This window comes from Vibrio sp. 10N.261.55.C5, from assembly GCF_041470505.1.
GTDB classification, from domain to species: domain Bacteria; phylum Pseudomonadota; class Gammaproteobacteria; order Enterobacterales; family Vibrionaceae; genus Vibrio; species Vibrio crassostreae_C.
The window spans coordinates 68,727-89,433 of sequence record NZ_JBFRMS010000033.1; the positions used below are offsets into that span (position 1 = coordinate 68,727).

20 protein-coding genes are annotated in these 20,707 nt (G+C 44.4%); 3 read left to right on the top strand and 17 right to left on the bottom strand.

Annotated features, from left to right (window positions below; all coding sequences use genetic code 11):
* Positions 1-14: 14 nt before the first annotated feature.
* The 17 genes from flaG to AB4263_RS13535 all read right to left on the bottom strand — a co-directional run bounded on the left by flaG (position 15) and on the right by AB4263_RS13535 (position 18,761).
* Complete coding sequence (gene flaG, locus AB4263_RS13455) at positions 15-440, bottom strand: flagellar protein FlaG (protein ID WP_017066380.1); 426 nt, start codon at positions 438-440, stop codon at positions 15-17.
* Positions 441-521: 81 nt separating this feature from the next.
* On the bottom strand, positions 522-1,652 hold the full coding sequence (locus tag AB4263_RS13460) for a flagellin (protein ID WP_102321179.1): 1,131 nt from the start codon (positions 1,650-1,652) through the stop codon (positions 522-524).
* Between the two features lie 757 nt (positions 1,653-2,409).
* A complete protein-coding gene (locus tag AB4263_RS13465) occupies positions 2,410-3,543 on the bottom strand; it encodes a flagellin (RefSeq protein WP_372098360.1) in 1,134 nt (377 codons plus the stop codon).
* Positions 3,544-4,191: 648 nt separating this feature from the next.
* Positions 4,192-5,328 (bottom strand): flagellin, encoded by a 1,137-nt coding sequence (locus AB4263_RS13470; RefSeq protein WP_017069005.1) that lies wholly within the window; start codon positions 5,326-5,328, stop codon positions 4,192-4,194.
* A gap of 418 nt (positions 5,329-5,746) precedes the next feature.
* On the bottom strand, positions 5,747-6,937 hold the full coding sequence (gene flgL, locus AB4263_RS13475; protein WP_017064129.1) for a flagellar hook-associated protein FlgL: 1,191 nt from the start codon (positions 6,935-6,937) through the stop codon (positions 5,747-5,749).
* A 10-nt stretch (positions 6,938-6,947) separates the two neighbouring features.
* Positions 6,948-8,828 carry a flagellar hook-associated protein FlgK gene (gene flgK, locus AB4263_RS13480; RefSeq protein WP_372098361.1) on the bottom strand — a complete coding sequence of 627 codons (1,881 nt, stop codon included), beginning with the start codon at positions 8,826-8,828 and terminating at the stop codon, positions 6,948-6,950.
* A gap of 220 nt (positions 8,829-9,048) precedes the next feature.
* The gene (flgJ, locus tag AB4263_RS13485; protein WP_017064131.1) at positions 9,049-9,966 is read right to left on the bottom strand and encodes a flagellar assembly peptidoglycan hydrolase FlgJ; all 918 of its coding nucleotides are present in this window, start codon (positions 9,964-9,966) and stop codon (positions 9,049-9,051) included.
* A 13-nt stretch (positions 9,967-9,979) separates the two neighbouring features.
* On the bottom strand, positions 9,980-11,071 hold the full coding sequence (locus AB4263_RS13490; RefSeq protein ID WP_017062257.1) for a flagellar basal body P-ring protein FlgI: 1,092 nt from the start codon (positions 11,069-11,071) through the stop codon (positions 9,980-9,982).
* Between the two features lie 94 nt (positions 11,072-11,165).
* Complete coding sequence (flgH, locus tag AB4263_RS13495; RefSeq protein ID WP_017069006.1) at positions 11,166-11,942, bottom strand: flagellar basal body L-ring protein FlgH; 777 nt, start codon at positions 11,940-11,942, stop codon at positions 11,166-11,168.
* A gap of 88 nt (positions 11,943-12,030) precedes the next feature.
* Positions 12,031-12,819 (bottom strand): flagellar basal-body rod protein FlgG, encoded by a 789-nt coding sequence (flgG, locus tag AB4263_RS13500; RefSeq protein ID WP_017062259.1) that lies wholly within the window; start codon positions 12,817-12,819, stop codon positions 12,031-12,033.
* Positions 12,820-12,840: 21 nt separating this feature from the next.
* Positions 12,841-13,590, bottom strand: a complete 750-nt coding sequence (gene flgF, locus AB4263_RS13505) for a flagellar basal-body rod protein FlgF (protein WP_017056855.1) — start codon at positions 13,588-13,590, stop codon at positions 12,841-12,843.
* Positions 13,591-13,841: 251 nt separating this feature from the next.
* Entirely contained in the window at positions 13,842-15,146 is a 1,305-nt protein-coding gene (gene flgE, locus AB4263_RS13510) for a flagellar hook protein FlgE (protein ID WP_017062260.1), read from the bottom strand.
* 49 nt (positions 15,147-15,195) lie between these two features.
* The gene (flgD, locus tag AB4263_RS13515; protein WP_010439286.1) at positions 15,196-15,909 is read right to left on the bottom strand and encodes a flagellar hook assembly protein FlgD; all 714 of its coding nucleotides are present in this window, start codon (positions 15,907-15,909) and stop codon (positions 15,196-15,198) included.
* Between the two features lie 17 nt (positions 15,910-15,926).
* A complete protein-coding gene (flgC, locus tag AB4263_RS13520; RefSeq protein WP_004736176.1) occupies positions 15,927-16,340 on the bottom strand; it encodes a flagellar basal body rod protein FlgC in 414 nt (137 codons plus the stop codon).
* 4 nt (positions 16,341-16,344) lie between these two features.
* Positions 16,345-16,740 (bottom strand): flagellar basal body rod protein FlgB, encoded by a 396-nt coding sequence (gene flgB, locus AB4263_RS13525; RefSeq protein ID WP_004736175.1) that lies wholly within the window; start codon positions 16,738-16,740, stop codon positions 16,345-16,347.
* 255 nt (positions 16,741-16,995) lie between these two features.
* The gene (locus AB4263_RS13530; protein ID WP_004736174.1) at positions 16,996-17,823 is read right to left on the bottom strand and encodes a protein-glutamate O-methyltransferase; all 828 of its coding nucleotides are present in this window, start codon (positions 17,821-17,823) and stop codon (positions 16,996-16,998) included.
* Positions 17,824-17,834: 11 nt separating this feature from the next.
* Positions 17,835-18,761 (bottom strand): chemotaxis protein CheV, encoded by a 927-nt coding sequence (locus tag AB4263_RS13535; protein WP_017066180.1) that lies wholly within the window; start codon positions 18,759-18,761, stop codon positions 17,835-17,837.
* A 77-nt stretch (positions 18,762-18,838) separates the two neighbouring features.
* Between AB4263_RS13535 and flgA the strand changes: the two genes are divergently transcribed.
* From flgA to AB4263_RS13550, 3 genes are all read left to right on the top strand, one after another.
* On the top strand, positions 18,839-19,585 hold the full coding sequence (flgA, locus tag AB4263_RS13540) for a flagellar basal body P-ring formation chaperone FlgA (protein WP_372098362.1): 747 nt from the start codon (positions 18,839-18,841) through the stop codon (positions 19,583-19,585).
* A gap of 178 nt (positions 19,586-19,763) precedes the next feature.
* Positions 19,764-20,081 (top strand): flagellar biosynthesis anti-sigma factor FlgM, encoded by a 318-nt coding sequence (gene flgM / locus AB4263_RS13545; protein WP_017071819.1) that lies wholly within the window; start codon positions 19,764-19,766, stop codon positions 20,079-20,081.
* A gap of 66 nt (positions 20,082-20,147) precedes the next feature.
* Positions 20,148-20,573 (top strand): flagella synthesis protein FlgN, encoded by a 426-nt coding sequence (locus tag AB4263_RS13550; protein ID WP_017062264.1) that lies wholly within the window; start codon positions 20,148-20,150, stop codon positions 20,571-20,573.
* Positions 20,574-20,707 lie beyond the last annotated feature (134 nt).

Here is a 20,707-nt window from a genome sequence, read left to right on the forward strand (position 1 = left end):
CTCAATAATACGACTTAAACCTTCACCTCAAATATTCGACTATTCGAGTTTTGGGCTGCTAGGCGTCTTAGAATTTCAAGCATTTCTTCATCAGGGATCTGGCGAATAATATCACCGGTTGTGGTCTCATAAATGGTAACCACATCTCTCCCAGATTCTTCATCGACCTTAAAAGCTACACCTTTATTGAGAGAGGAGATAAACTCGTTTACCTTCTCCACCATTTTGACTCGCTCTTCATCATTTAACTCTTGTCTATGTTGAGCTAATTGAATCGCCGCTTCGGTAGCTTCCTCTTTCGATTTCTCTACCTTGTCATAAGATGTTGCTTCTTTTAGTCGCGAAAGACTCGACGCACTACTACCTTCATCGCTTGCAATTTTAATGCCATTAGGTGAGCCATAAGGCTGGATGTTCGATGCGTTGGATGATATTTCCATAACACTCTCCCTCCCTCCTTTATGAGCCAAACAGTAAAACTCTACCCAGAGTAGAGTTTACCGCTACTTACCGAGGTAAGTTTAGCCCAATAAGCTTAGAGCTGCTGATGGTGACTGTTTTGCTTGAGCTAGGATAGAAGTACTCGCCTGTTGTAGGATTTGAGACTTCGTCATTGCCGTTGTTTCTTTCGCGTAATCGGTATCTTTGATACGGCTCTTAGACGCATTAACGTTTTCGTTGATGTTGTCTAAGTTGCTGATTGCATGGTCAAAACGGTTTTGGAAAGCACCTAGAGAAGCACGTTGGCTATCAACAGATTTTAGAGCACCATCAATGATAGATACTGCTTCGTTTGCACCTGCAACAGAAGTTACGTCGATATCGTTAACGGTAACGTCTTTACCAGCACCGATACCTAGTTCGCCCGCAAGGCTGCCGCCAAACTCAACATCACCTTCAACTTTTTGGCTTGAAGCGAAAAGTTGCAGTTTACCGCCTTCACCCACAGACGCTTTAACGTCTTGGCTTTGACCATTGATGTAAGTTGCTAGCTCTTCGATATCGTTGCCTTCTTTAGCAGAGATAGATAGCTCTTGCGCTTCACCAAACTTATCGTTGTATTTGATTGTTAAATCAGCACCCGCACCTACACGCCAAGAAGCATCTTTGCCTTCTGTAACGCCGTAGCTCTTACCACCCATGTCTTGAGTGTCGGTGCGCATGTTCCCCATAGAAAGCATTACCGCCTCACCAGAATCTGCACCGATTTGGAAAGATTGACTACCGTAAGTTCCGTTAAGAAGCCTGTTACCACCAAAAGAAGTTGTTTCAGCAATACGGTTAAGTTCTTTGTTCAGAGCAGAGACTTCTTCTTGGATCGCAACACGTTCAGATTTGCTGTTTGAACCATTTGAAGATTGAAGAGAAAGGTCACGCATACGTTGCAGAATGTTGGTTGACTCATTCATTGCACCTTCAGCTGTCTGTGCAATAGAGATACCATCATTCGCGTTTTTCACAGCCATATCTAGGCCACGGCTTTGCGACGTTAAGCGGTTAGAGATTTGTAGGCCTGCAGCATCATCTTTTGCGCTATTGATTTTATAGCCAGAAGACAAACGCTCCATTGATTTTTGAGTACCTTCAGCCGCGCTATTCAGGTAGCGCTGAGCCGTCATTGCAGACACATTAGTGTTTACATTAATCGCCATAGTTGATCTCCTTTAGGCATTTTTTAATGCACTTATGTGACTCTCACCTCACACAAATACATGTCAATTTGTTTATGCACCAGTGTCTCTCTCACCTTACATTGGTACATATCATTTCTCTCAATCCCTTTAACGGCCCCTTAATTAGAAGCTTTAATAAAAAATGCGATTTTTTTCGTATTCTTTTCAACAACAAAGAAAAGTGTGATCAGGCTTCAATTAATAGAGCGGCATTCGCTAAAGTTTCGTATCCTCACTCATTTATAAGTGTCGCCTTGCACATAAAAACCAAAGCCGATCCCTGATATCTCGTTCTACTCGATTCTGGGATGACGGTTAATTACCTCACTGGCTTATGGTTCACTCTTCATTCCTTACAGTGGTAGATAAGAACGAAACAAACTCCTTCCTCAAAAAACTAGATTCCTGATACCTCGTTCTACTCGATTCTGGAATGACGATTGAAAACTATTGTTTGAATCTGAGTAATTATTTACTCGATCTAACCTTGCCAAAGCAGCTATACAGTCTCCACAACCCAACCCCGTCATTCCCTACAGTGAGGAACGAACGCGATAGGGAATCTCGCTTTTGCTCCTGCTTACCAACATTGCACTTTTTTAAATACACCTTCGCCAAATTGCAGGCAATAAAAAACCCAGCCGAAGCTGGGTCTGTTTAGCGCTCATCTCTCACCACGAGCTAATTTGTGGAAGCCTTGCGTCAACACTATTGGTCAACGTGGCTTTTTAATCGATTAACCTAGTAGGCTAAGTGCCGAGTTCGGCGCTTGCTTCGCTTGAGCAAGAATCGAGCTTGAAGCTTGAGAAAGGATCTGAGACTTAGTCATCTGAGTCGTTTCTTTCGCGAAATCGGTATCTTTAATACGGCTCTTAGATGCGTTAACGTTCTCGTTAATGTTGTCTAAGTTGCTGATAGCGTGGTCGAAACGGTTTTGGAAAGCACCTAGCTCAGCACGGTGGCTATCTACATACTTAAGTGCCGCATCGATAATAGCTACAGACTCTTGTGCGCCGCCAACTGATGTTACATCGATAGTGTCAACCGTTACGTCTTTACCTGCTTGAATACCTAACTCACCAGCAAGACCACCAGAGAAAGACACATCGCCGCTCACTTTGTTGTTGCCAGTGAACATTTGTAGCTTGCCGTCTTCAGTTACAGATGCTTTAACAGAATCTTGTTGACCGTTGATGTACGTTGCTAGCTCTTCAATGTCGTCACCCGCTTTTGCGCTGATGTCGATTTCTTGTGCTTGACCGAAGTTATCAGTGAACGACATTTTTAGGTCGTTAGAGCCTGATTGAACGTTCCAATCTTTATCTTTCGCGTTCTCAGTTTGGTAGCTCTTACCACCCATCTGAGCGTTATCAGAGCGCATGTCTTTCAGTTGAAGCATTACCGCTTCACCGTTGTCCGCACCGATTTGGAATGACTGAGTTCCGTAAGTGCCATTAATGAGTTTGTTACCACCGAAAGATGTGGTTTCTGCGATACGGTTAAGTTCATTGTTAAGCGCAGTTACTTCTTCTTGAATCGCTACACGCTCAGATTTTGAGTTTGAGCCGTTTGAAGACTGTAGAGACAAATCACGCATACGTTGCAGGATGTTCGTTGTCTCGTTCATTGCACCTTCAGCAGTTTGTGCAATAGAGATACCGTCGTTCGCGTTACGTACAGCAACATCAAGACCACGGCTCTGAACGTTCAAACGGTTCGAGATTTGTAGGCCCGCAGCGTCATCTTTTGCGCTGTTGATTTTTGAGCCAGAAGCTAGACGCTCCATTGATGTTTGTTGTGCGCTGTTTGCGTTGTTTAGGTAACGTTGCGCTGTCATCGCTGAAACGTTTGTATTTACATTCACTGCCATGGTGATTTCTCCAATTGATTTTCCGGTATAGCGGTTTCCGACGTCTCGGAAAACCAAGTAGTTCTCTCAAAGTTACTTTTAATAACGGCGCGAAAATCAGAAGCTTTAGAAAAACTTTCAAAAAACCACAAAAAAAATATTAATCTAATATTTATCAACAACTTAATTCTCATCATTTTCTAATACAGCGATAGATTTCAATTGGAAAAAGATCTTAATCTGTTCAGAAAGCGTACGAACCGCCGTCTAAATGGCTCAAGGTCGAGAAATGATCAATCGCCAAAGATCTCCGAGTTAGGCAGATCTTGTGTAATAGATGAGATTATTTATCGTGAAGAAGAACAGTCAAATAGAGATTTGAAAAAGGTAGAGCGAGAAAATTCGCAGGAAAGTAAATAGCAAAAACAAGAAATACAGAAAGGAAAAAGCCCCTTTTCCTTTGAGAGAACCGGGGCTAGTTGGCGCGTCAGAGCCTGTGTGGAGATCATCGAGAAATGAACACATTTCCGACTTGCCGTTGCATTCTTACTGTAAAAATGGATAGCAGGTGAGAGATGAGAGAGCTAAACACTCAATAGTAAGTATGCTTGCCAGTTTCCCTTGCTGCATGGCTCACGTCTGAACACGAGCAGCGAGTTCAACCAATAACTATTGCAATAGTGACATCGCAGAGTTAGGCAACTGTTTCGCTTGAGCAAGTATCGAAGTACCTGCTTGTTGCAGAATTTGTGATTTGGTCATTTGCGTCGTCTCTTTCGCAAAGTCCGTATCTTTGATTCGGCTGTTTGAAGCGTCTACGTTCTCTTGTACGTTTGCCAAGTTATTAATACTGTGGCTTAGACGGTTCTGCTTTGCACCCAAATCAGCACGCTGTGAATCTACGTATTTCATTGCAGAATCAATCACGCTAATAGCATTCTGTGATCCTGCTACGCTCATCAAACTAATATCTTGAACCGATGTTGCACGACCTTCACTCTTAATACCTAGCTCAGACGCTAGACCACCAGAGATAGACATTGGGCCGTCAAGGTCAGGTTCAGCAACGAACAGTTGAATGCGACCATCATCAGTAACCGATGCGTTCACAAGATCAGACTGACCATTAATGTAAGTCGCAAGCTCTTCGATATCATCGCCCGCTTTGGTATTGATATCTAAAACGATGTCTTCACCCGCTTTGGTTTTGAATTCGAACTTAAGATCGCTCGCTGTTGGCGGCACTTCCCAGTTCTTATCTTTCGCGTTTTCTGAATCGAACGTAGTACCACCCATACGGTAGTCATCTGCACGGATACTTGTCAGAGCCATGATCATTGCTTCACCAGAGTTAGAACCGATCTGGAATGAAGCTTCACCGAATGAACCGTTCAGTAGACGACGACCACCAAACGATGTGGTTTCCGCAATACGGTTAAGCTCATCTTGAAGTGCCATTGACTCTTCGTTCAGTGCAGTACGCTCTGCCGGCGAGTTAGTGCCGTTTGATGATTGAATCGCTAAATCACGCATACGTTGCAGTACGTTGGTTGATTCATTCATCGCGCCTTCAGCGGTTTGTGCAATTGAAATACCATCATTGGCATTACGCATTGCAACGTCTAAACCACGTGATTGCGCCGTTAAACGGTTAGAGATTTGCAGACCGGCTGCATCGTCTTTCGCGCTGTTGATCTTGTGACCAGATGACAAACGCTCCATAGAAGTCGCTAAGTCATTAGATGCTTTATTCAGGTAACGCTGTGCTGTCATAGCAGATACGTTAGTGCTTACATTGATAGCCATTTTGCTCTCCTTATGAGTTCGCAAAGTTTCTGCGAAGCGGCCAGCTTTACTCTCATATGGATAAGCACTGACCGTGTATTACTCGATAAACCCTATACAAGGTTTAAGATCTGTATTAATCATTTATAACCAACACAGATACAAGTTGTATGCCAAGTTTAATATCATATAAATAATTTTTTAATTATCTAAAAATCAGAAGCTTACAAACAACACTGCGCAATTATGATTTTCTACTATTAGAAGATGAAAAACATTCACCTTCCTTATTGCCGTTTTTTGCCGCTATTCTAGAAACATCATGCTTCGTACAAAAAAGCGGCAAACTGTGGCGTCATTCGCACGTATGGCATAGCACATACGGCAAGGAATCAACGCCATGGTGATCGACAAGCCACCATTAAATACCGATTGATCATTAAATATAGTTAAACAAGGTCAGGTCTTTGGTTTTGCCAAACGCTTGTTGAGAAGCTTGTAGTGCTCGAGAGTTTTCATTGAACTCAATGATCGCTTTCGAGTAATCCAAGTCTTCAAAGTTGCTTTTTGCTTTTGCTAAAGACAACTTGAAATCTTCATGTTGTTGCTCTTGAATATCCAAAGTACTCAAGCGTGCACCAACATCGGTTCTTGCCTTGGTCAAATGGATAAACGCAGCGTGGAACTCTTCAGTTACTTGGTGCAGTTTCGCTGTTGCTGATGCATCCGATACCGGGTTTTCAGCCTGCTCAGCAGCCTCTTTGAACGTATCAAAGATAGAGAAAGTCTCTCGTGGTTCTAAGGTGATCGAATCACCTTTAGTGATTTGGCCTTTGATTTGAATATTCAGCCCTTCATAAACAATGCCTGTCGAAGGATCAAAATCTTCTGCCGCAACCACTGCGCCGTCTTTTTCAAGCTGATAAGCGAAATTGCCCGTCTGCATGTCGACAAACGTCACTTTATAAGTAGACCCATCTTCATCGCTGTTGGTCGCACGCCCGAGCAATAACTCAGACGCAGGTTCAAGCTCGTACTGAGGTTCGTAGTCACCGAACGGGTTGTCTATTTCCATAAACATCTTGCTGCCCGGATCATTCATTGCCATTTCAAAGCTGCTTGCCACACGCATCTTGCGTTGGTAGTCATCACCTTGATATGTCACATTCCCTTCGTTATCTCGAAAGAAAGGCTGATTTTTCGGCTTAGTGCCTGCAAACGTGTAGTTACCCGACTCATCTTGAGAGTTGGCTAAATGCAGGAAGTTATTCGCCAGTTCTTGAATTTCACGCTTCTTAGCTAAACGGTCTTCCGGAGAAAGCGCACCGTTGATCATTTCCATCACGGTTCGTTTTGCTTCATCAGCAAAGCCTTCAGTGTTAGAAACCAATACTTCATGATGCTCAAGACGGTTTCTGACTAGAGTAATCGCATCGACATACTGTTTAAGCTGTTCTGACTGCTGACCAATGTTCTGTAAATAGTGCGTCGCTAATGGGTCATCACTTGGCGACTGTAACTTCTTACCCGAAGCAAGTTGTGCTTGGTTGTGATGCACCTTGTTCTCTTGACGGCGCAAGTCGTTTTGTACTGACTGATAATTATGGAAGCTAGAGATACGATTCAACATTTATACCTTCCTATCTCAGAGCCAAAATAGTGTTAAACGTATCATTGGCTGCTTGCATGATACGTGAAGAAGCCATATACGCTTGCTGAAATTTCATCATGTTTGCCGCTTCTTCATCGAGGTTTACTCCCGAGATAGAAGCAATACGTTCTTGAGCCGACTGTTTTTCTAATGTCGCAATATCACTCAGGCGATTTGCCGTTGAAGACTTCAAGCCCGTATTAGTATTCAAGTTGTGGTAAAGGTCTAAAATCGTAGACTCACCATCATTCAACAGCTTTCCTGTTTGAAGATCTTGTAGCTTACGCAGGTTACCGTTGTCACCTTCTGATGGGACAAGGTTTGCCGTAAACTTATCATTTGCCACCGCACCGGGTGTGAGCTCAAACGTTGTACCGTTGATGGTCACTGGCCCTTGTGGCGGATACGGTTGAGGCTGCATTAAAATGTTACCCTTCGGATCCGTCACAGCAAACTGCTCACCTTTTGGTGAGACAATCACTTCAAACTCACGCAGTTGACCTGCTTCTAGGATTTTAAATCCCGCTGTACCCTTGGCAAACGTGGTCGATGCCTCATAACTTTGCGCAGCAATGTCTTTCGGATCTTTGGTTTCCATATGAATCTGCGCAGCAAAATTACGCGTTGGACGCAGTAACAGTTTCTCTCCTAGTTCAGGAGGGTTACGTACTTCCACTCGCATGCCATCAAGATAAAAAGCACTACCGCTAGAGTCGGTCGCCATCTTAACGGTCTCACCGTTCGGCTTAGTCACGACATAATCACTGCCATCGTATTTCAGTCCATACTCACCGCCTTTTAAGGCAGAAGTATCATCAATGTATACCGCAACATCGGCTTTCGATTGCCCGCTAGCCGTGACACGAGATTTTGCCACCAGCTCTGAGTTCACGTCGGTAAACAAGTCCTTACCTACGTTGCCGTTAAGATCCAAACCTTGTTCTTGAAGACTATTGACCTCATATGAAAACGCGGTCGCTAAACGACCAAGCTCATCCATGATTGCCGGGATATGTTCGTCACGCATGTCTAGCATGGCGCCGATTTTTCCGTCGATATCACTGCTGGTGATCGGTTTTAAAGACTTACCTTCAACAATTGCTAGGCGACGCTGATGCGCATCGGGCAAGCCATCAACCATCTTCAGTTGGCTCGCTTCACTACCAGAGACCAAGGTATGGCCATTACCAATATGGACATTAAACCCTTCGGCATTTGAGCGAGGAGTTACCGTTACTTTGGTGTAACCAGAAAGCTCATTAATCAGCTTTTCGTGCTGATCTCGAAGGTCGTTATGAGGCCCAGGAGTTCGCATCATTAAGCGTTGTACGTCACGGATCTCGTAAGCCAGTTGGTTAACTCGCTCGATACCCATGTCTAATTTTTTGTTCGTAGAATCAGACTGTTGGCGAACCGTTTCATGAAACTCATTCAACGTTTTACTTAATAGCCCAGCCTTTTCTAATACAACCTTTCGCGCACCAACATCGTTCGGTGTATCGGCTAATGTTTTCACCGAGTCAAACCACTCGTTGAGATTTTCAGGGATCTTCTTCGAAGCAACCGACGACAACATGCTCGACAGCATATCTAGGTTTGCTTCGGTATCACCTTTGTTGGCGGCATTGGTTGTCGATAGGTTAAGTTCATTGACGGCAAATTGATCCCAAGAGCGGCGAACATTTTCCACATGCACACCCATACCGTAGGTTTGACCACCGTACTGGCGCGGGTCATTCACACCTTGAATCACAGATTGGCGGCTATAGCCCTCTGTGTTGGCGTTAGAAATGTTATGACCTGTGGTGTTTAGCTGTCTCTGAGCCGTAAGAACACTTTGTGCTCCTACATTCAGAAGATCCGACGCCATAATGCCCCCAAAAAACTTAACAAAACCAGAATGAACTGATTAACTACAACCGTATATTACTAAGATAAAAGCAATATATGTGCCAACACAAACAATAGGAAATTAAAAGACGATAATTTATTGAAGTGTAAGGAGATAACTATGGATTACGCGTAAGAACTGAAGGGGCGGAGAAGAAAAGAGCCTGCCAGTAGCAAGCTCTCTATGTTGATTTATGACGCTAGTTCATCTCATCAATCTTGGCTTTAACTCGTAAAACCTTGTCTGCATAGTTAGGGTCAGTTGCGTAACCAGCCTGATGAATACCTTTGATGAAATTCTCTGAATTGCCTTGATGCTGTAGCGCCGTTTCGTATCTTGGATTTTCGTTCAAGAACTTCACGTAATCATTAAAGCTATCTTCGAAATTAGAGTAAGAACGGAAGGAAGCTGACTCTTTAACGGCGGTTTTGCCATGGAACTCAAGAGTTTGAGTCGCGACCTTATCGCCCTTCCAACTTCTATCTGCTTTGATGTTAAATAAGTTATTGCTGTTGCCCAAAGAGTTCTTAACCATTTTAGAGCCCCAACCCGTTTCAAGGGCAGCTTGTGCCAATAGAAGAGACGAGTCCACACCAAGCGCACTTGCCGCTTTTTCCGCGTAAGGCTTCATTGAGGTCACAAACGATTCTGGAGAATCAAAGGATACTGGCTGTTTTGCTGCTTGCGCAGGTTGAACGTCTGACGCTCGCTCTTCCGAACGGCCTGAATATTGCGGTCTTTGCAATGAAGCATCAAAGCCTTCACTGCGAACCTTCTCTTCAGACGTATCGCTTGCTTGGCCAGCGCTTAGTTGAGCCACGATCATATCTGCAAGACCTAATGAACCTGAAGCGCTTAACTCACTCGCCATTTGGTCATCTTGCATCTGACGATAGAACTGCTCGTTCTGGCTGTTCAACATATCCGACTTAAAGCTCGAGTTAGCGTCGCGCATTGACTTAAACAACATCGAGGTGAAAATCGATTCAAACTGTTTTGCCGCCGCGGTTAATGCTTCTTTCTCGCTACCTTCTTCACCGTTTACCGCTTGTTGACGAAGGCGGTCTAGGCTACCGATATCGTGAATAAAGCCGATGTCATTGTTATTTTTAATCATGCTTTACCCCTTCTTAGATAATGATCAATTGGCCTTCAATTGCACCCGCTTGTTTCAGTGCTTGAAGGATTGCCATTAAATCAGAAGGTGCAGCGCCCACTTCATTGACTGCGCGTACCAAATCGTCCAGCGTTAGGCCAGGTTCAAATTTGAACATCTTACCATCGCCTTCCGTGATTTCGATATCAGAATCAGGGACCACTACCGTTTGGCCACCAGAGAATGCATTCGGTTGGCTTACGTTTAGATTTTCTTTAATTGCAACCGTCATACCACCGTGGGTGACCGCCGCCGCTTTTAGGCGAACGTGCTTACCAACCACAATCGTACCTGTACGAGAGTTGACGATGATTTTTGCAGAGCCTTCAGCAGGGTCGAACTCGATGTTTTCGATAGCCGACAAGAATGCTACACGCTGGCTGATTTCACGCGGTGCACGAACTTTTACTGAAGTTGCGTCTACCGCTGAAGCCATTTGTGGGCCTAGGAAATTATTAACCGCATCAGCCATACGCTGAGCCGTTGTGAAATCTGATTGGATTAGGTTGAAGGTGATGTAGTCACCACGACCGAATGGCGTTGGGATCTCTTGTTCAACCGTCGCACCGCTAGAGATGATACCAACGTTAGGGTTGTTACCGACAATCTTAGAACCGTCGTTACCTTGTGCACTAAAGCCACTTACCACCAAGTTACCCTGCGCGACCGCATACACTTGACCGTCTAGACCTTTCAAGAAGGTCTGTAGCAAGGTACCACCACGAAGGCTTTTTGCTGAACCGATAGAAGAAACGGTTACGTCAACTTCTTGGCCTTGCTTAGAGAATGCTGGCAGTTCAGCAGTCACAATAACAGCCGCGACGTTTTTGGTTTTTGGCTTAGTGCCGGGCGGCAATTGGATGCCAAAATTTTGCAGCATTGCGTTAAATGTTTGATCGGTAAAGGGAGTTGTCTCACCAGTACCCGGCAAGCCCGTGACCAAACCATAACCGACAAGTTGGTTACTACGAACACCCGCCACTTTTGCCACGTCTTTGATTCGCGCAGCATGGGCACTGGTGGCAAGAAATAGCATGCCGAATAGTACGAGTGTCAGTTTTTTCATTGAGTAACCTGTCTGTATTGCTTTAATTTATAATAGCTTAGCTAAATGTGGCTGAGTGATAGAGGCTGTCAGTATGTCGTCGTCCTATCAAGCTCTACAGAGATACATTAAAGAATCGTGCCAAGAATCCAGGCTCTTGCATATCTTTCTGTACGCCAGTCCCTGAGTACTGAATTCGTGCGTTAGAAACACGGTTTGAAGCAATGGTATTTTCGAAGTCAATATCGTCTGGACGGATGGTACCGCTTAGGCGGATGTACTCATCGCCGGTGTTCAGTGTCATCCACTTCTCACCACGAACCACTAGGTTGCCATTGGCTAATACTTCGATCACTTCTACGGTGATATAGCCGCTGATGCTGTTACTTTGGTTGGCTGATGCATCACCAGCGAAGGTATTGGTGTTGCTCAGATCGTAAGAAAAGTTGTACTTATCGATCGTCAGCTCTTGACCACCAACAGCCAGCGGCTCCATCGATGCATCATTCGACTTAGACATGTCTGCGTTGGCTTTTTTGGTCGCTCGAGTACTCTCATCTAGCGCTACAGTGATGATGTCACCAATACCACGAGGCTTTGAGTCGTCATACATGCTGCCAATGTGGTTCACATTAAACAGTGAGCCCGTTGCCGCTGCATAATGCTCTGGCTTCTGCTTGGGGTTGATTGGCGCCCATGCAGGGTCACCAGCAATTGGATCGGTTCGCCCACGAAGCGTGTCGATAATTCCTGAACTTTCTTCTGCCGACTTATCGCCTTCAACCGCATCAACCACTGTGGTCGCGTTCTCTTGTGCTGGCGTCTCAATTGGATCCAGTACTGTACAACCAGTCATCGAAGCTAACAGGGCTAAACAAAAAATACGTTTCATGGCGATATACTCTCAGCAGGCAGTGGTAAATGGGTCAATTAGCAAAAACAGATAGATTAATTAAAAAAGTAAACGGCGAATAAACCAATTACAGCTGTTGGTTAACAAAGCTCATCATCTTGTCTACTGACGAGATAACTTTCGAATTCATTTCGTATACACGCTGAGCTTCAATCATGTTTACCAGCTCTTCGGTTACGTTTACGTTCGATGTTTCTAGCATCGATTGGCGGATGTTACCCAGGCCATCAAAACCCGGTACACCCTCTTGTGGGTCGCCACTCGCGCCAGTTGGCAAGTAAAGGTTTTGACCTACTGGCTCTAGACCACCTGGGTTTACAAAGTCAGTAATGGTAATTTGACCAACCACGACGTTGTTTTGCTCGCCACGTAGACGAACCGATACTTCACCGTCGTTACCAACCGTTACCGAGATCGCGTCTTCAGGAATCACAATTTCTGGTTGTAGAGGATAACCTTGGCCCGACGTTACGATCGCGCCTTCACCGTTCAGTGTGAACTGACCATTGCGGCTGTAACCTGTTTCACCGTCTGGCATTTCAACTTGGAAGAAACCGTCGCCTTCAATCATCATGTCTAGGCTGTTAGATGTCGTTTGTGCGTTACCGTGAGTGTGCACTTTTTGAGTCGCGACGACCTTAGAACCGGCACCCAGCATCAAACCACTTGGCAGCTCAGTATTCTGAGACGATTGACCACCCGGTTGATTAATATTCTGGTAGAACAGATCTTCAAATACAGCGCGGCTCTTTTTAAAACCAATGGTCGAGGCGTTGGCAAGGTTGTTCGAAATCGTTGAGATATTGGTTTGTTGGGCGTCTAAACCCGTTTTACTTACCCATAATGCTGGATGCATAGCAATGTCCTTTAAATTCTATTAGCTCATACGAAGCAGTGAATCAGACGACTTGTCCATTTCCTCTGCTGTGCTCATCATTTTGACCTGCATTTCAAACTGACGTTGTAAGTCAATTAGGCTGGTCATTTCACCTACGGCATTTACGTTACTGCCTTCGATAGCACCTTTTAGCAACGTTACCGCTGCATCTGCTTCGTATGCCTGATCTGGGTTTTTCGAACGGAATAGACCATTCGTGTCTTTAAACAAACTTTGGTTGTCTGGACGTACAAGCTTAATACGATCAACCACGGCCAATTCTTCAGCTGGAGCGCCTTGAGGAATCACCGAAATCGTACCGTCTGTACCAATTTCTACTTTGCTGATTGGGATTGGCAGCGTGATTGGTGCATCGTTTTCACCAAGCACTAAGTGACCGCTTGCGTTGGTTAGTAAACCGTTTTGGTCAACCCTTAGGTTACCGTTACGTGTTAAACCTTCACGGCCAGTATTGTCCATCACTGAAATCCAACCATCACCTTGAATGGTAACGTCTAGATCTCGGCCAGTAGTAACCACACTACCCTGAGCGAAATTATGACCCGGACGCTCTGTCATGCTGAAAACACGAGTAGGCATGCCTTCGCCATACGCTTGCATTGAACGTGCCTGTGCTAAATCAGCACGGAAACCCGTTGTACTTACGTTGGCAAGGTTGTTTGCACGTAGCTGCAAAGCTTGCATATTTTGCTTAGCGCCACTCATGGCAAGAAACAGTGCGCGATCCATAATTTTGCTCCAAAAATCATCTTCTGGGGCTAATAAAGCAAACACTGTGCCAATATTTTTAACTGTTATTTATCAATAACTTAAATAGAAAACGAACAAGAAGGGTGATCATCAAAGGATCATTGAGGAAGAATTGTTGCCAGTGGCATTACCGGGCGGCAATAGGGGCGGCAAATAAAAAGACAAACAACAATACCCAATTCAATAACATTGAATTGGGTATTCGCAGATGATTCAAACGCTTTAAACGATTAACGAATCTGAAGAATATTCTGTTGTAGCTGGTTGTGTACTTCTAGAGAACGCGAGTTCGCCTGGAAGTTACGTTGAGCAGAAATCAAATCAACCAGTTCTTGAGTCATATCGATGTTCGACTGCTCTAGCGAGCCGTTGTTGATGCTACCAAATGAACCTTTGTTCGATTCACCCCAGATCTTGTCACCAGAGTCGTTGGTAGAATCCCATTGAGTACCGCCTTTCTTATCCAGACCTTGCTCATTTGGTACACGAACCAAGCCTACACGGCCAAGCATCACGTTTTCACCATTTGAATAAGTACCTAGAACACTGCCGTACTCATCGAAATCAATTTTTGTTAAGAAACCTGTTGTCGCGCCATCTTCATCAAACTTAGTCAATTCAAACGGAGCGGCAAACTGAGTTGAAGAATCTAAACCAAACTTAAGCACTTGAGTTGGATCAGCACCGTTCAAGTCAATAGGGTTCGCACCAGCACCCAGTGGTTCCGAGTTAATCGGCTGACCATTGTTTAGGCTTGCTAACGTACCGTCATTGTTGAACTTCATTGTGTGACCAACATGACCTTGTGCATTCGTCGCATCACCACCAGTAATGTTGACCGGCTTTTCACCGTTCTCATCTGACATGGTGTAGTACGTTTGCCAAGTGTTTGGTTGAGTCTGATCTTTGAGGTAGTAAGTCGTTAACTTGTAAGACTGACCCATAGAATCGTATACCGTCGAAGACGTTGCACGGTTATAAGTATCAGCATCTTTGAAGTTAAATGCAGCCGGGTCTTTAAGATCACCGTTTGCAGGAAGGTTAACCCCTACTTCAATGTTTTCTGTCTGTTTTGGTTTACCAAACTCAGCAGGAATGTCGAGAGGCTTTGGCGCATAAGAAAGAACTTCCCCCGAGTTTGGATCAACATCGTAACCTAAAAGAAACTCATCATTAGCGGTAACCATGTAGTTGTCTTTGTTTAGGTGAAATGCACCATTACGCGTTAATTCGTTAATCTCTGGCACCATGCGGTCTTTCGATACTGCAAAGAAACCTGTACCACTTACACGTAAGTCCATTGGGTTGTTCGTATAAATACTTGAACCTTCGTGGAACTGTTGCGCCACTTGGCTAGCTTGCGCACCGCCACCTGCCGTCGTTTTTGCGTTAGTGAACAACGAGCTTGAGTAAACATCACCAAACTCGGCACGAGACTCTTTAAAGCCAAATGTGTTCGCGTTCGCAATGTTGTTACTGGTTGTATTCAGGTCTAATTGTGCAGCGGATAGGCCGCTTAAAGCTACATATGACATTCCATTATTCTCCTAATCTATCTAGCTAGCATAGTCACTCAATAAAGAGCTACGCTTTACCAACTTCTAGTACTTCAGCAAGTCGTACTGGCGATGTAAAACCAGCCAGATTGAGTAGTACGTTGCCATCGCCCTTACCAAGAAGCACACTGTTCACGTTCGCATAACTGGAAACTTGGAACTCTGTGTTCTCGCCATCCAGCAAACCCGACGCTTTCACGTTGTATTTACCGGCCGGCAATGGGTTACCGTCTTCGTCTTTTCCGTCCCATTCAACACGTGTATCACCAGATGGTTTAGAGCCGATATCAAATGTGCGAACCAATTGGCCAACTTCGTTCTCAACACGGACCATTACATTGTCCATTGCCTGAGGAAGCTTAACCATTGCCGCCATACCGCCATCACCGGGTTTTACACCTGCCGCACCAGGAACCAATACATCACGCCCAACTAAAGAGGAGGCCTGAAGAGCTTGGTTAGAGGTCATTGATGAATTCAAGCTTTCAAACTGTGTATTCATTTTGCCAATGCCATCTACGGTCGCAAATGAAGCCATTTGCGCAATCATCTGGTCATTGCTAACCGGCTTGAAAGGGTCTTGTTGTGCTAGTTGCTTAGTCAACAAAGACAAGAAGTCTTCTTGTTTAAGATCCTGCTTACCTGTTGTTTCGTCGGGCTTTTTAGCGCCATCTTGAAGACTCTTCAGCTGGTCAACATAGGACAAGCCGCTTTGACCAACATTGTTGTTGATTCCAGCCATGTGCTACCTCCTTATCCTTATTGACCCATCTGCAGCGTACGCAGCAGCATTTGTTTACTCGAGTCAGCAACCTGTACGTTTGTTTGGTACGCACGTGATGCCGAAATCATGTTTGCCATTTCTTCCATAACGTTGACATTAGGCTTGTAGATATAGCCTTCGTTGTTCGCTAATGGGTGATCCGGGTTGTACTCCGCGCTTAGCGGCTTATCGCTTTCCACAATACCTAATACTTTCACAGGCACAGTGTGACCACTGTTGCGTGCTTTATTTAACTCAGCGCCGAACACTGCGTGACGAGCCTTGTAAGTTTCTTCAGCAGAACTACTTACACTGTCCGCGTTCGCAAGGTTGCTCGAGGTCGTATTTAGACGAACAGATTCAGCACTCATCGCAGAACCAGTCACATTGAATACATTGAATAAACTCATCTAATTATTCCCCTTTAATCGCTTTAGTTAAATTCTTGAACTTACTTCCTAAGAAGTCGAGAGAGGCTTGATGCCTAATTTGGTTTTGCATGAAAAGGTTTCTTTCCAAATCCAAATCAACCGTGTTGCCATCTCCTGTATCAGGTTGGGTAGGAATGCGATACTTCGTTTCCCCGTTCACCGTTGTTGAGGCAGAAATGTGCCGACCATCTGTACGGCTAAGACCAATGCTTGCCCCAGAACTTGCCGCTTGCAGTGATTTCTTAAAGTCTAATCCCTTTGCTTTATACCCAGGCGTGTTTGCTTGCGCGATATTGGTGGAAAGCACCTCAGCGTTACGCTCACGTACACCAACTGTGTGCTGGTGAATGCCCAAAGCATTGTCAAAAGAAATAGCCATGTAAACCTCAACTCAAGAACTGACTGTTATGAAATAACCAAAGCAATATATATACCAACTTTTGAAACAAGGCGGTCTATCAATGCTTTTACAGGTTACTCGTGGGTAAACTTGCAATAAACAAGCCAAAAAATAGAGTAAATTGGAATGTCACTCTGACTTAAAGATATAGCTTAAGCAGGAAAAAGAAAACCCAGCACTTGGCTGGGTTTTAAATTTAGACGGTAACCTTACACCTAATATCGGTGCCGCTCGTTACTTTAATTTGTAGATGATGCCTGGATTACAGCGAACCATTTCAAAACGATCGGTTAAGCCTGTTAACGATTCAGACGCGCCCAATAGTAAGTACCCACCAGGGTTCAGGCTATTTGCCATCTGGTTAAGTACCTTTGACTTCATATCAGGCGAGAAGTAAATCAGCACGTTACGACAGAAAATAATGTCGAACTTGCCTAACAATGCATAGCTGTCCATCAGGTTCTGAGGGCGGAAGTTCACCATGCGCTTGACGTTATCTTTCACTTTCATACGGCCATCGCCCGCATCTTCAAAGAAAGTACGACGGCGCTCTGGAGAAAGTCCACGTCCCAATGCAAGGTTGTCGTAAGCGCCAGTGCGGCACATATCCAACATACTTGCTGAGATGTCAGTTGCGGTAATCGATACATTTGGCAGCATACCTGGCTTACGAGCTTGAGTTTCAAGAATCGTCATTGCCATTGAGTATGCTTCTTGGCCTGAAGAGCTTGCCGCAGACCAAATCTTAATAGGACGTTTATTTGCCGCTATTTCCGGTAGAAGCTTATCCGCAAGCACAGCAAACGGGTAAGTATCACGGAACCAAAGTGTCTCGTTCGTCGTCATGGCATCGACAGCAGCCACACGCAGCTCACGGTTTCGACCTGTTACTACATCTCTCAACAAATCAGACAAAGAAGCTAACTTAAACTTCGTTACTAATGGGCTTAGACGACTGCGCACTAAATACTGCTTGCTGTCACCTAATACAATGCCACATTGAGATTCTAAGAAACGGCTGAAATCGCGATACTCTTGATCACTTATTGTTATAGCAGTCATTAATGTCTCTTTTAGTTAGTTAACGCAGCTTTTACAGCTGCACCAAGCTCATCTGGGTTGAATTTAGCGATGAAGGAGTTAGCTCCAACACGCTCAACCATGGCTTGGTTAAATACACCACTCAACGATGAGTGTAAAATTACGTATAAATCTTTAAGTTCGGCGTGACGACGAATCTCAGCAGTCAGCGTGTATCCATCCATTTCTGGCATTTCGATATCAGAAATCACCAATGAAATCTGATCGTAAATACTGCCTTCTGATGACATCTGTATCAGCTTCTCGTAGGCTTCTTTACCATCCTTCACCGAGATAACTTCAAAACCAATCGACTCAATAGCACGTTGAACCTGCTTACGAGCAACGGTCGAGTCATCAGCAATCAAGATGCGGCGAACCAGTTCTTTCTCTTGTTCTACTTTCGCAATATCTTCAGCAATCTTGCTGTCCATTGTTTCATCAACAGGAGAAATTTCTGCAAGGATCTTCTCAACATCAAGAATTTCTACCAATTCATTATCAATGTTGGTTACCGCTGTCAGGTAGTTAGCTCTACCTGCGCCATCTGGCGGCGGAAGAATCGATTCCCAGTGCATGTTAATAATGCGCTCAACTGAACTTACCAAGAAACCTTGAATGGTTCGGTTAAACTCAGAGATAACCACAAAACACTTTTCAATATCCGTTGTAGGACGGCCACCAATCGCTAAGCTCAAGTCGATCACAGAGATCGTTTGGCCACGAATGTGTGCTACACCTTTAACCAGTGGGTTCAAGTTTGGCATCTTTGTCAGCTTAGGGCATTGCAGCACTTCTTTTACTTTAAAGACATTAATGCCGTAACGCTGACGCCCCATTAGGCGAAAGGTTAGTAATTCTAATCGGTTTTGACCGACGAGTTGCGTACGCTGATTCACCGAATCAAGAATACCCGTCATGAGCTCATCTCCATATCAAACTTTTTTGTATAAAAAGTGTTAGTCTACTGCAGGCTACGAACCACCAGAGAAACGGAATGACGTATTATAAAACAAATTTGCCACCTCTTTCCATAGCAATGTGTAGAGCTACTTTTAAAACTGTCGCTAAGTTTATCGGCATTTTATCAATATTGTTTAGTTTTTTTGTACAAGCTGCGACCCCAGAACAAATTGAGATGATTCAGTCTGCAGCGGAGCAACATATCCTTGATACAGTTGAGCAGCCACAAGGTGGCGAACTCTTTGTTAATTCAGCAAATGTTGACTCAAGAATCAAAGCGACAGACTGCCCAGTGCCTTTAGAGACCAGCGCCTCAACCACCACCAATACCCGCAGCAGTATTACGGTTTTAGTGCAATGTGTTCCTGATGAGTGGCGCGTTTATGTACCGGTGCGTCTTTCGATGTCGGTGCCCCTTGTCACCACCACTCGTTCACTCGCGAGAGGCGAAATCGTCGGTCAATACGATATCACCACCGCTATGATTTCTCTTAACAAGTTTCGTCGCCAAGGTTTCACAGCCCCACAACAAGTCATCGGCGCTAAGGTAAAAAAGAACCTAAGACCGGGCGATGTTGTAGAAAGAGGTGATATCTGTGTCGTGTGCCGAAACGAGAAGGTTATCATACAGGCAGTAAAAGGTGGCATGACCATTACCACCAAAGGGACTGCGCTTACCGATGGCTCTATGGGTGATCAAGTAAGAGTGAAAAATGACAAATCACAGCGTATAATTGAAGGAATTGTTACCAGCATGTCTGAAGTCACAGTTTACTTTTAATTCTTTACTTCTAAATTGACGGTATCGTTAGCGATTTCACTCTCTACTCTAACGCCAAATGTGACGGCGGCGGTGTTTTGTCGCTTTTCGACTATTGAGCTAAAAATTGCTAAAGTATTCGAACCCTTGGTCGATATTGACTGTACAGGTTCCCATTTTTGAAGAAAAAGGCTTAACTATGGCAGGCATTGATAATATTCGTTCAGGGCAAACCCTAACGACCACTAACCGATCAGCAGTACGCTCTGATTCTAGTTCTGAGGCATCACATTCTGATGTATCAACTAAATCACCAGCAAGCAAAGATGCGGTTTCACTTAGCCAACAAGGCAAAGCGATTGGTCAGCTCCACCAAGATATGGCAGCACAACCAAGCTTTGATTCTGTGAAAGTAGCAGCGATCAAAGAAGCGATTGCGAACGGTTCATACACTGTTGATCCAGAAAAACTGGCAGACAACATGATCAAGTTCGAAGATGAATTAAAAGGTCTTTAAGCCAACACTCACTTTTGATTGAAGTGATTGTCTTAAAGCATACGAGGTTATGAATAGGTTTACGTTATGGCGGCACTAGCAGATTTAGTTAATTTTCAACTTCAAAATGCCAAAGCCTTATCTGAATTACTAAGTTCAGAGAAAACCGCTATTACGAGCCGACAATCAAACGATATTGAGCGAATCGCCAAAGAAAAAGTAGTCCTTGTTGAACAATTAAGATCAACCGATCAGCGAATCGCGACCCATACCAATATCTCAGAACTGACCGAGAATCCTGAACTTGCTCAGTTAGTCACAAAGATCCAGTCGATAGTGCACGATTGCCAGCAAGCAAACCTTGTTAATGGCGAAGCCTTGAATCGAGCACACCTTAGCTTCAAAAAACTCAGCAATATGATGCAGCAAAGCCACGGTAAAATTGGCATGACCTACAATGCCGGTGGTCAAACGCATACTATTTCCACGCTGGGAACCAACGTAAAAGCCTAGTTAAGCTACCTCTTCAACAACACTCCTACTTAAGTCTGTATCTCAGGCTATTTCTGTCGTTGTTCTTTATCAAAATTTCTAATCAGCCTTTGAACACCCTGACAAAATCGATAAAATCGAGTAGGAGGAGGCCT

Bases quoted from the DNA above. Each gene is read 5' to 3' on its own strand.
- flaG (WP_017066380.1), bottom strand. From the start codon at position 440: ATGGAAATATCATCCAACGCATCGAACATCCAGCCTTATGGCTCACCT.
- AB4263_RS13460 (WP_102321179.1), bottom strand. From the start codon at position 1,652: ATGGCGATTAATGTAAACACTAATGTGTCTGCAATGACGGCTCAGCGC.
- AB4263_RS13465 (WP_372098360.1), bottom strand. From the start codon at position 3,543: ATGGCAGTGAATGTAAATACAAACGTTTCAGCGATGACAGCGCAACGT.
- AB4263_RS13470 (WP_017069005.1), bottom strand. From the start codon at position 5,328: ATGGCTATCAATGTAAGCACTAACGTATCTGCTATGACAGCACAGCGT.
- flgL (WP_017064129.1), bottom strand. From the start codon at position 6,937: ATGTTGAATCGTATCTCTAGCTTCCATAATTATCAGTCAGTACAAAAC.
- flgK (WP_372098361.1), bottom strand. From the start codon at position 8,828: ATGGCGTCGGATCTTCTGAATGTAGGAGCACAAAGTGTTCTTACGGCT.
- flgJ (WP_017064131.1), bottom strand. From the start codon at position 9,966: ATGATTAAAAATAACAATGACATCGGCTTTATTCACGATATCGGTAGC.
- AB4263_RS13490 (WP_017062257.1), bottom strand. From the start codon at position 11,071: ATGAAAAAACTGACACTCGTACTATTCGGCATGCTATTTCTTGCCACC.
- flgH (WP_017069006.1), bottom strand. From the start codon at position 11,942: ATGAAACGTATTTTTTGTTTAGCCCTGTTAGCTTCGATGACTGGTTGT.
- flgG (WP_017062259.1), bottom strand. From the start codon at position 12,819: ATGCATCCAGCATTATGGGTAAGTAAAACGGGTTTAGACGCCCAACAA.
- flgF (WP_017056855.1), bottom strand. From the start codon at position 13,590: ATGGATCGCGCACTGTTTCTTGCCATGAGTGGCGCTAAGCAAAATATG.
- flgE (WP_017062260.1), bottom strand. From the start codon at position 15,146: ATGTCATATGTAGCTTTAAGCGGCCTATCCGCTGCACAATTAGACCTG.
- flgD (WP_010439286.1), bottom strand. From the start codon at position 15,909: ATGGCTGGAATCAACAACAATGTTGGTCAAAGCGGCTTGTCCTATGTT.
- flgC (WP_004736176.1), bottom strand. From the start codon at position 16,340: ATGAGTTTATTCAATGTATTCAATGTGACTGGTTCTGCGATGAGTGCT.
- flgB (WP_004736175.1), bottom strand. From the start codon at position 16,740: ATGGCTATTTCTTTTGACAATGCTTTGGGCATTCACCAGCACACAGTT.
- AB4263_RS13530 (WP_004736174.1), bottom strand. From the start codon at position 17,823: ATGACTGCTATAACAATAAGTGATCAAGAGTATCGCGATTTCAGCCGT.
- AB4263_RS13535 (WP_017066180.1), bottom strand. From the start codon at position 18,761: ATGACGGGTATTCTTGATTCGGTGAATCAGCGTACGCAACTCGTCGGT.
- flgA (WP_372098362.1), top strand. From the start codon at position 18,839: ATGACGTATTATAAAACAAATTTGCCACCTCTTTCCATAGCAATGTGT.
- flgM (WP_017071819.1), top strand. From the start codon at position 19,764: ATGGCAGGCATTGATAATATTCGTTCAGGGCAAACCCTAACGACCACT.
- AB4263_RS13550 (WP_017062264.1), top strand. From the start codon at position 20,148: ATGGCGGCACTAGCAGATTTAGTTAATTTTCAACTTCAAAATGCCAAA.